Below are 11,000 nucleotides of genomic sequence, written 5' to 3' on the forward strand. Positions count from 1 at the left end.
TGCGGGTAGAATTCTTTGTAGTGGTCATTCGAGTGACTCTTGGGTGGAAGGGGTTTTAGTTCTTCCAATTCAAGCACTCGAATGGCCCTTTTGCAGATTTCTGTTGATCTAGGGGACATACCAGGTGCCGGGTACCAAAAGCAAAAGTTTTCTAAGCAACCAAAACGGCACCTGACACCTTCGTCTTGCTCGTCGCTGGAAACGGTGATGAGAAATTGGGCAAAACGATGAAGGGGCAAAACGATGATGCGCGGCCCGCTTGCTCAATCAGTGCTAAGACCGCGCACCATCGTTTTGCCCCTCCATCGTTTTGCCCAACTCATCCGCGAACAGGCAATGCAAAACTTTCCTAAACAACCAAAAAGGTACCTGACACCTTTGTGTTTCCAAAAAGGTACCTGACACCCTTGTGTTTCGCGGACCTACTGAGCCGGCAGTTTCCAATCGTGGACTAGTTCGGATAGGCTTTGGCGATCATCGTTGCCGGTTTGCTCGAACAACAAAAGAAGGTCACCCTGTGGAACTCAGTACGCTCGACTATGGGTTCGTGATCGGGTTTTTCTTGCTCGCGTTGATGATAGGTTTCTATTCCGCTCGACAGGCCGGAAAGAATTCTGCGTCGTTCTTTTTATCCGGTCGTCACATGCCGTGGTGGTTGTTGGGCATGTCGATGGTGGCGACGACGTTTTCGACGGACACGCCCAACTTGGTCACTGATATTGTTCGCAAGAACGGAGTCGCCGGGAATTGGGTTTGGTGGGCGTTTTTGTTGACCGGGATGCTAACGGTGTTCCTTTACGCGAAGCTGTGGCGTCGGTCGGGCGTGCTGACCGACATCGAGTTTTACGAACTGCGATACAGTGGCAGGTCCGCTGCGTTTTTGCGAGGTTTTCGCGCGATCTATCTGGGCGTCTTTTTCAACATCATGATCATGGCCTCCGTTTCGCTGGCCGCAATCAAAATCGGCGGCGTGATGCTGGGGCTGGCTCCCTGGGAATGCATTGTTTACGCCTCCGCTGTCACGGTGTGTTTTTCGACGATGGGCGGTTTGACAGGCGTGTTGTTAACGGATTTCTTTCTGTTTTTCATTGCACTGATTGGAGCGTTTGCCGCGGCGTTTTTCGCGATTGGGCATGTTGATATCGGCAGCTTGTCCACTCTTTTTTCGCACCCCAACGTGGCCGGCAAGTTGGACCTAGTGCCGCATTTGGAATACGCCGGCGACGGTTCGGTGACGCCAGAGAGTTTGAACTTGCTGATTTCCGTGTTGATCATGCCAATCGCGGTGCAGTGGTGGAGCGTTTGGTATCCCGGCGCGGAACCGGGCGGTGGCGGCTATTTGGCCCAGCGGATGTTGGCGGCGAAAAACGAATCGCACGCCACCGCGGCAGTGCTGTTTTTCAATGCGGCACATTATGCACTGCGTCCTTGGCCTTGGATCATTGTCGCGTTGTGCTCGTTAATCGTTTTCCCTGATCTGGAAAGTATCCGTCAGGCGTTTCCGGATGTTAACCCCGAAATCATTGATGACGATTTGGCTTACCCAGCAATGTTGAAGGCTATTTTGCCGTCGGGTTGGTTGGGGCTGGTGCTGGCTTCGCTTGCGGCCGCCTACATGTCCACCATTTCGACTCATTTGAATTGGGGATCGTCGTATGTGGTCAACGATGTCTACAAACGATTCATCAAGCCTGATGCGACCGATCGACAGCAAGTGCTGATCGGCCGAGTGTCAACAATCGCGATGATGGTTGCCGCAGGTTTCTTGGCATTGCAATTGAGTAACGCTCTGCAGGCGTTTTCGATTCTGCTGCAGATCGGTGCGGGGACCGGGTTGCTGTTTATCCTGCGATGGTTTTGGTGGCGGATTAATGCTGTCAGCGAATTGGTGGCGATGGTGGTTTCGTTTGTTGTCGCGGTGGGATTCCAATTGGGTGATTTCGGTTTTGAATCCTGGCAGGAACTGCTGATCGGTGTGTCGCTGACAACGGTCGCTTGGGTGAGTGCGACGCTGATCAGCACGCCGACCGATTCGGCAGTCCTGAAAGACTTTTGCGTGAAGATCAATCCTGGTGGCCCGGGTTGGCGACACGTCTACGCGGAATTAGCGGCGGAGAACCGAATTGCCCAAGACACAGCGATCCACATTCCATCAGCGATCCTGTGCATGGTGCTAGGTTGTGCGGCGGTTTACGGTGCGTTGTTTGCCACCGGGTTGTGGATGTATGGCGAGACCACCAACGCATCCATTTTAACCGTGGTCACGGCACTTTCGATCGTTGGGCTGATGGTGATTTGGCAGCGGAACGGTAGACTGCAAGAAAGCTGAACGGCGTAGGTTCATCACCAACCTTGCTGAAACACCAACACCTAGCCGAGATGCACGCGTGCCCCAGACTGATTCAAATCCCGATCGCAAAGTCGCGTTGGCGTTGATGGCACATCCCGACGATGCGGAAATCGCGTGCGCCGGTACGCTGATCCGATTGGTCGATTCTGGTTGGTCGGTTCATATCGCAACCGTGACCGCTGGTGATTGCGGTGCTGTCACGGGCAGCCCCGATCAGGTCGCTCGGATGCGAATGGCGGAGGCGACCGAAGCGGCACAGTTGATCGGGGCGACTTATCATTGTTTGGGCGAACCCGATGGACGGCTTGTCTACGACCGATCGGCACTGCAAAAGACCATTGATTTGTTTCGCAAAGTCGCGCCAACGCTGGCAATCACGATGCCCCTATCCGACTATCACGCCGACCATGAAATCACCGGCCAACTTGGTCGTGCCGCCAGCTTCGTCTACGCCGCACCAAACGCGTCCGAACTTCCACTGATCGACGGATCCACCGTGCCGCACTTGTACTATTGCGATGGGCATGGCGGCATGGACCGCAACGGCAAGGTGATTGAGCCGACGACGATGGTCGATGTGTCGGATCAAAGTGATCGAAAGACGGCGATGTTGGCGTGTCACAAGAGTCAACGAGAATGGTTGCGTGTTCACAACGGCATTGATGACTATCTGGTTGCGATGCAAAATCACGATGCGGTTCGCGGTCGTCAGATGGGCGTCCAATCGGCCGAGTGCTTTGTGCAACATCGGGGACACGGCTATCCAGCCAATGACGTCCTAACAGAATTGTTATCCCCCAAAAATGCAGACCCATAGCGTTGCCTGAATCGACCAATCAGCATCGGTATCCGATCCATGCAATTCACGCCGGCATCGGCTTATCGGTGTTTAAGAACGCAAGCGAAGCCAGTCAGGTGGTTGCGACCGAGATTGCGACTCTGGTTCGCGAGCGCGCGAGCGCAGGCAAACCGTGTGTGCTGGGATTGGCAACAGGGTCGACGCCCATGGGTGTCTATCGCGAGCTGATTCGGATGCATCGCGACGAGAATTTATCGCTGCGAAATGTGGTCACGTTCAATCTTGATGAATACTTTCCGATGGCCCCCGATGCGGCACAGAGTTACGTTCGTTTTATGAACGAGAACCTGTTTGACCATGTCGATGTGCTTTCGGAAAACGTCCACATCCCCGACGGCACGATTGCAGAAGAATCGGTCGGCAAGTTCTGCGATGACTACGAATCAAAAATTGCAGCGGCCGGTGGAATTGATCTTCAGTTGTTGGGGATCGGTCGAACCGGGCATATCGGATTCAACGAACCTAGGTCCGATGCTGATACCGTCACCCGAATGGTCGTGCTGAATTCGGTGACGCGAAACGACGCGGCGGAAAACTTCGACGGTCTTGAAAACGTGCCTCATCATGCCGTGACGATGGGCGTGCAAACCATCTTGAACGCTCAACGCATTCGCTTGATGGCCTACGGTGAACACAAGTCGGCGATTGTGGAGCGAACCGTTTGCGGCGATATTACCGAATCGATTCCGGCAACATTCTTACAGCAACACGGTGACGTCAGATTCCTGATGGATGATGCTGCCGCGTCCAAGTTGAACCTATCCAACACTTCAAAGTGAACCCATTGAGTTTATCAACGCAAGAAACAACCACGCCCGACATTCGCGTCTTGTGCATCGGCGCAGGCAACATGGGACGATCGCACGCGAAGGCTTATCAGGACATCGACGGGTTCCAGGTGGTCGGCATCTGCACTCGATCTCGAAAATCGGCGGATGACCTGAACGCTCATTTGCAAAGCGACTACCCACACTTCGCTGATTTTGACGAAGCGTTGAAAACGACCAAACCTGATGCCGTTTGCATTGCCAGCTACCCGGAAACTCACGCCGAGTTTGCGTCGAAGGCGATGCAGGCTGGGTGTCATGTCTTTGTTGAAAAGCCGTTGGCGGATTCGGTCGATGGGGCGAAGCAAATTATCGAACAAGCCGAACAGGCCAACCGCAAAGTCGTTGTCGGATACATCCTGCGGCATCATCCCAGTTGGGTTAGGTTTATCGAAATAGCCAAGTCGCTAGGCAAGCCGTTGGTGATGCGGATGAATTTGAATCAGAGTTCGTGTGCGGAAAGTTGGGAGACGCACAAGAATATGATGGCAACGGTTTCGCCGATCGTTGATTGCGGCGTGCATTACGTGGACGTGATGGCTCAGATGACGGAATCCAACCCGACGCACGTTTCGGGAATCGGTGCTCGTTTGACCGACGAAGTCGCACCGAACATCAACAACTACGGACAACTGCAAGTCACGTTTGCAGACGGTTCGGTGGGTTGGTACGAAGCCGGTTGGGGCCCGATGATGAGCGAGACGGCGTTCTTTATCAAAGACGTTGTCGGCCCCAAAGGTTCGGTGTCGATTGTCGCCAATTCAGCCGCAGCGGCGGGGCAAAGTGCCAACGTTGACGCCCACACTCAAACCAATTCCATCCGTATTCATCACAGCGAATTAGACGCCAGCGGCCAATTCGCTCGCGAGGACGAGGTCATCAACTTGGATGACGAACCCGATCACGACGAACTCTGCCGACGCGAGCAGCAGTACTTTTTGAAAGCGATTCGCGAAGACCTTGATTTGACTGAGCATCTACGTGACGCAGTGAATTCAATGCGAATCGTCGAAGCGGCGGAAGCGTCGTTTCGATCCAAGAAAATGATTGAGCTGTAGTTGGAACTGGTGTTTGCGACACACGGCCTACGAAATGGCGTTCACATTAATCGACAGACTTAATCATCGCGGGAAGCTCTTCCCCATCGGCGATGAATTTCATCGAGATTGAATTGACGCAGTGACGGATGTTTTTATCGGTCAATCGTTCGCCCTCGAAAACGTGGCCGAGGTGGCCCTGGCAATTAGCGCAGACGATCTCGACTCGGCGACCATCGATGTCTGGATGTCGCTCCACCGCACCTTCGATTTCATCGTCAAAGCTCGGCCAACCGCAATGGCTGATGAATTTGTGCTTCGATGAATACAGAGCCGCGTTGCATTGTCGGCAAATGTAGGTGCCTGCGTCTTTGGTCAGCGTGTATCCACCGTCACCGGGACGCTCGGTACCTTTTTCCAGGATCACGTACGATTCTTGCTCGTCCAGTTCGTTGTACTTTCCGGTGACCGTTTTTGCTGGCTGTTCACTCATAACGCTTTCGCTTTCAACTTTCTTAACAACATTTGCGGATACTGGATTGGCAGCAGTGTCACTGTTATCGCAGCCCGCGACCACCATCCAACACAGACTAACACCAAGGCAAGCGATCAGGCTTCGTGAGAACATAAGATTTTTGAGATGATTGCGAATTTAGGAAAATGTAATTTATGGTGGGGGCAATAAAAAACCCGCCTGCCAAGACCAAGGCGATCTCGACAGGCGGGGCTGTTTCTCGCTGCTTTTCAAGCAGTCTCAATCTTCAAATCGAATCTATCGACAGTTGATCAGCGAGTGGGGTGACCATGGCCGTAGCCTAGGTCCGCCGACATCGACTAACGGTTATCACCCCGTTGGCTAGTACAGCATAAATCCACTTGCTCACCTCCTTTCAGACGTTGGTTCGACGGTTCATGATCCAGGTGCCAACCAGAAGAGATCAATCGCCGTACGGAAGGGGTCAATCGCGACGCGTTATCGCGATCCAACTGCCTCCATTATCCTCACGAGTCAAGGATCGTGCAAGAGAAATTTTCGCCTGCGTTTTCGACCCTTTTTTGCTTGGAAAAACAGAGTGGCGTTGTGTTGGACGCAGGTGAAAAGGGATTGGTTCGCGAAAAAATTTGACGCTTTCCGGCCTGTCGATTACTGTCCCGAAATAACTTCACGGTTTTTTCATAGCTGGTCCCGCCAGGGTTCAGTCCATGATTAGCTGTACCCAACTGAACCCCTGCCGTAACTCGCTCCACTCGCTACGGCCTACTTTAGTGACTGTCCCGAAATGACTTCCCGGTATTCCCGTAGCTGGTCCCGCCAGGGTTCAGTCCATGACTAGCTGTACCCAACTGAACCCCTGCCGTAACTCGCTCCACTCGCTACGGCCTACTTTAGTGACTGTCCCGAAATAACTTCCCGGTTTTCCCGTAGCTGGTCCCGCCAGGGTTCAGTCCACTTCTCGCGGAGCCTCGCCTCACAGAACGAATTTCGTTCTACGACGGTGCATCGATCTGATAATGCAGCACCACCATGATGTCGCTGCCGGCGAAAGAATTCATCGGGCCGGTGCCTTTGTTTGGCTGGGGCGCGAGGCTGCTTTGGATCGAGATAATTTCTGCGCCGCTCTTACGCATCCAACGATTGATTTGGCGTTCCATTTCAGGAATCTCAGTGTCAACGCCTTTGAAGATTTTGATTTGCTGCATCGGATGACAGACTCGTTGGAGATGAGTTGGAAAGGTCTGCCTGATTATAAACATTTCCAAAGCCGATTTCGACCGTGTCCGGTGCAATCGGCCTGAACTGGATCCCGGAATCAGGTTTGGGTTGCCAGACTCGCAGCGTCACCTCGTCAATCATCGCTTCCCCGGCACCCAGCAATTCGAACATCACCGACACCGGGCCATCGGCAACCGTTTGCCGATACAAACGCACCGGCGTCCAATCGCTGCGACCGCGAACCAGCACGCCCATCGGTTGACCGCCAATGCCGTCGTAAACCAAAACGCCTTGATGCGGCCCGCCGAAACCGACGGTGCGAACCATTGCGTCGATGCGGATCGCTGAACCGGCAGGCAGACGAATCGATGGGCTGCGAATTTGAACCACCGTTCCGGCGTATCCGCCGCCGAGTGAATCGGCCGATGTTTGACTTCCAAGCGCGGTCACGCGAGCACGCAGCGCCCCTGGACCGGCGAACGATCCGCGATTGATGTGCCCAACTTCGCTGTGAGCCCGGCTTTCCAATCGCCGACCAAATGTCCAGCGTCCTGGGCCAACCAATTCGGCTGAATCGAGCGAGCCCGCGGTTAACAGGTTTTCGCCCCAGCCTTCGTCGTTCATCAGCGGTCGCCACAACGATTGAATTTCGGTCGCACCAAAATCGATCGGCGGGCTACTGGTTGGCATCGGCCAGTGCGGCATCAGGGCCTCGGCTAATTGCCATGAACTTCGCATCGCCCACGCATCGGCTCGGCAAGCCATGCGGATCGTTGTGTCGGTGTCGCCAGCACGATAGGCTGGTTCGGCTCGCGACAACGTTTGCTCGGCGACCGCGATCAGGTTGGTGGGGCTGGCGTCGCCGACTGCACGCATCGCGATCGCTTGATCCCAACCCGAACGAGCCTGCATGACGGACGCGGCGGCTAGTTGCCAACGATCCAAGCTGGCTTGTTTGGCGTAGCGGCTTGATTGGCGAACCAGTTGGCTACCAACGGCGGGGTCGCTGCTAAGGACGATGATCTCAACAGCGTCAGGCGAAACGATTTCGATCTCGCCACCGAGTGAATTGGTTCGTGGTGTCAAACGCTCGGCTGAAAAGTGCGTCAACCGCCAAGCTGTTTTGTTGGTTTCGGACGGGCCCAGTTTGATGCGCAGACTTTGTCCGTCGCCAGCCAACACTTCACTACCACGCGTTGCATCGGAGGTCAAAACCAGCAGATCGGTTGAGCCTGTGGTTTGCTGCGAACATTGGTAGGCAGCGCCCTGGACGGTTGGCGGTGCCGATGGAGTCGATGCGACGATCCACGGCTCGATCATGGCCACCATTCGGTTGGTAAAACTCATCGACATCGCACGTGCCTGGTCCATTTCTGAACCTGACGCCAACGACCGAGTCGATCGATACAGGATGGCGGCGGGGGCTTGCTGCAGCGATCGCATCGTTTGCAACCACATCGCTTGCCAGCGGTAATTCGATGGACGTGGTGCGCCGATGGCGTCGGCGATCTGTTCGGCTTGGACCAACATCGATTCAGGCGGCATGCTGGCGACGCCGCTGGCGACCTGAGCACGATCAGCCATCAAGGTTCGGCGCTGGGTTAGCTGCGCCGATTCTTCGGATCCGCGAAGCGAGCGGGCGGGCGGCGGCAAATCGTCAATGATCGCATCGACCATCGACGCGTATCGCAAGTACGAATCGCTGGGGGCGGCGACGATCGGGCGTTGCCAACGAGTCGGCAAGGCTTTCAAGCGAGCGATCGTTTCGGTGGCCGTATCGAGTTGCCGTTCGTCCAGCGCTTCGCCGGATCCGATGTACCAACCGGCAACGGGTTCCAACATCGCAGCCAAAGTCGGGTCAGGCGATTGTGGTGGCGGCGCGTAGATTTTCATTCGAGTGCGAATCGCTTCGGACAGGATCGCGGCGTCGGGCGATTTGCGCAATAGGACTGCGTCGAACCCAAGTGTCCTGACCCACGCCAAAGGTTCGCCACTGTGTTGCAAGATTCGCGTGACTCGTCCGACGGGGAAGGCAAGCGAGTTGGTGACGCTTTCCAAGTCGCGATCGTTTTCGATTGATGACGATCCGGGTTGCAAGCGATAACGAGTTTCATCACCGCTACGTTCATTGCTGCTTTCATTGCTGTGTCGGTTTCCCGTGATCACACCCGCACTGACGGGAATCATGCCTTCGACTCTTAGTTCATCCATTCGAATCGCGGTCGTTCCGGGGCCTCCGTAGGCGTTGATGACGACGGCATCGACGTAGGGATCCTGCAAATCAGATTCGGGACCATACTGGCTGCGCAGTGACATCTGTTTTAGCTGCAAAGGACGTTGAATCGCCCCGATTCCGATTGATGCGAATTCGCCGGGCGATGCGTAGCTGGCACCAAAGACGATGACTGATACTGGCCGGCGAGTTTCAGGGTCTCGCAAAAACGGATAGCGAACTCGAAAGCCAATCGTCGCACCTTCATTGGCACTCATCACTTGGATCACGGCGTTCAAATCGTCGATCGGCCGCACCGGTTCGATCGGGTAAACCAAATGAGCTTCGGTGCCGCTGGTCGCGACCATCGTAACCATTTCGCAAGCACCACCGTTCACGCCGCCGGTCACGGAACTGTCGTGTTGGATCACTCGAGCGTCGCAATCGGAAGCGCCCAAGAAGAACCGCGGCGGATAGGCGTCGAGTGAATCGTGGAGTTGTGCGTTGGCGGTGGATTGGAATGCGAAAAAGGTGATTAGCAGCAGGGTACAAACCCGCGAGTTGGACCGCAGAGTTTGCCAGGTCGTTATCACTGACGGCGATTTGGTTCGATTCAAATTCACGGCGAACATTCGATCATTGACTCGGTTGGCTCAAAGCGGAACAATCGCCACGTAACGCGGGCCGCCGTGGACATCGAATTGTCGAAAGACTTCGATTTCGTCACCACTGGCCGCTCGTAATTAGTAGGATGTTGGACGGGTGCGACCGGGCGTTGATGAAAAACCCCATGGTGTCGCTAGGCAACATCGCCGGACGCAAGCTGTTTCTATATCAAGATTTACGCCAACAAGCCAAGCCGAATTCAACGATTCGGTGCCTCAGTCGATGTTGCCAATTTGCAACGCAGACCAACCGAGGCCAAACAGACGGCATTCGCGTAAACGCTGGACCAGAAACGACTTACGCGTCCGCCACGGGTTCCGATTTGGATTTCGGCACTCTGAATGCAATGGAAGGCAATCAACGAAAACCCAACCATCCACGTCACGCCATCCACGACAAGAGAGCATTCATGCAAAAGTCCATCGGAACCGCCGACAAGCTTAACGACGAAACCCCGATCGAGCTGCAAGAAATGGCACGAGCGATCGAATCACTGCCGGAGCGTTATCGCGATGTCGTCGCTCCCGCACTGACTCGCGTTGTCGAATGCAGCACCCGCCGTCGCCGAATCCTGACCCTGGTTCAAGAAGCACTTTCGCAACTGCGTCTCGACATGAAGTACTTGATCTTCGATCTCGAAGCCACTCGCCGCGAACGCGACGAATACAAAGAACAACTCGATCAACTCGGCCGCGGCGAATAGGAAGGTGAACTGAATTCTCGATGCTTGAAAAACTGATCCTCGGTTTGACCGTCAACCACGCGAAGCTGGAATTGGATGATTTGCCAGGTTCGCCGGTGGAAATCGCTGGAAAGCTAAACGTTGCCTTCGATTCGCACCGGCAATGGGAAACCATTTCGCAGGCCGGCAAAGACGATCAAATCGTTCTGCACGCGATTCGAAGGACCAAGCTGTTTGGTTTTGTTGACGACGTGAGGATTGAATTGTCGAGCGACCAAGACGGCCAAACACGTTTGTACGCGTCCAGTCGATCGCGAGTCGGTAAGGGCGACCTGGGGCAGAACGCTCGTAATCTGCAACAGATGAAAGCGTGGCTGTAAAAGTCGATTTGCCCGACGCCCCCACCCGTAGCTGATCCCGCCAGGGTTCAGTCGAGCTTGAGCCCAACCGTGGACTGAACCCAAAGCCGTGAAGAGATTTGGTCCCGGAAGACACGTGTTAGTTCGTTTAACCGCGTGGGCATCGTCTGGACCGCTAAATCTTTGGGATTGCATCAGTTCTCGTTTGCGCAGGTTTCATTCTCACCGCGACGTTGAGTGCTTCCGCCGGGCTTGCCCCGGACGGAGCGGCAACTGGAAGCTACTACTAACCGC

The 11,000-nt window shown here is 54.9% G+C and carries 9 protein-coding genes; 6 read left to right on the forward strand and 3 right to left on the reverse strand.

What is annotated here, in order from left to right:
- Positions 1-517: 517 nt before the first annotated feature.
- Genes RC85_RS23110 through RC85_RS23125 form a run of 4 tightly spaced genes read left to right on the forward strand, consistent with a single transcriptional unit; the run spans position 518 to position 5,094 of the window.
- Entirely contained in the window at positions 518-2,329 is a 1,812-nt protein-coding gene (locus tag RC85_RS23110) for a sodium:solute symporter family protein (protein WP_068267111.1), read from the forward strand.
- A 58-nt stretch (positions 2,330-2,387) separates the two neighbouring features.
- A complete protein-coding gene (locus RC85_RS23115; RefSeq protein WP_068267112.1) occupies positions 2,388-3,167 on the forward strand; it encodes a PIG-L deacetylase family protein in 780 nt (259 codons plus the stop codon).
- Positions 3,168-3,169: 2 nt separating this feature from the next.
- Positions 3,170-3,988 carry a glucosamine-6-phosphate deaminase gene (gene nagB, locus RC85_RS23120; RefSeq protein ID WP_084422961.1) on the forward strand — a complete coding sequence of 273 codons (819 nt, stop codon included), beginning with the start codon at positions 3,170-3,172 and terminating at the stop codon, positions 3,986-3,988.
- 5 nt (positions 3,989-3,993) lie between these two features.
- Positions 3,994-5,094, forward strand: coding sequence for a Gfo/Idh/MocA family protein (locus tag RC85_RS23125; protein WP_261340488.1), 1,101 nt, complete (start codon positions 3,994-3,996; stop codon positions 5,092-5,094).
- A 46-nt stretch (positions 5,095-5,140) separates the two neighbouring features.
- Here the strand turns inward: RC85_RS23125 and RC85_RS23130 are convergent, their stop codons facing one another.
- The 3 genes from RC85_RS23130 to RC85_RS23140 form a co-directional block, all read right to left on the reverse strand.
- Entirely contained in the window at positions 5,141-5,701 is a 561-nt protein-coding gene (locus RC85_RS23130) for a methionine-R-sulfoxide reductase (protein WP_235033130.1), read from the reverse strand.
- Between the two features lie 860 nt (positions 5,702-6,561).
- On the reverse strand, positions 6,562-6,774 hold the full coding sequence (locus RC85_RS23135) for a hypothetical protein (protein WP_068267113.1): 213 nt from the start codon (positions 6,772-6,774) through the stop codon (positions 6,562-6,564).
- Positions 6,743-9,622 carry a hypothetical protein gene (locus RC85_RS23140; protein WP_149752513.1) on the reverse strand — a complete coding sequence of 960 codons (2,880 nt, stop codon included), beginning with the start codon at positions 9,620-9,622 and terminating at the stop codon, positions 6,743-6,745. Before RC85_RS23140 ends, RC85_RS23135 begins: the two co-directional genes overlap by 32 nt.
- Positions 9,623-9,777: 155 nt before the next feature.
- Here RC85_RS23140 and RC85_RS28645 point away from each other — a divergent pair, with 155 nt between their 5' ends.
- Together RC85_RS28645 and RC85_RS23150 are read left to right on the forward strand one after the other, a co-directional pair.
- Complete coding sequence (locus RC85_RS28645) at positions 9,778-10,368, forward strand: hypothetical protein (RefSeq protein ID WP_235033129.1); 591 nt, start codon at positions 9,778-9,780, stop codon at positions 10,366-10,368.
- Positions 10,369-10,388: 20 nt separating this feature from the next.
- Entirely contained in the window at positions 10,389-10,727 is a 339-nt protein-coding gene (locus RC85_RS23150; protein WP_068267115.1) for a DUF1499 domain-containing protein, read from the forward strand.
- Positions 10,728-11,000: the final 273 nt, after the last annotated feature.

This window comes from Rubripirellula obstinata, from assembly GCF_001642955.1.
Lineage (GTDB): Bacteria > Planctomycetota > Planctomycetia > Pirellulales > Pirellulaceae > Rubripirellula > Rubripirellula obstinata.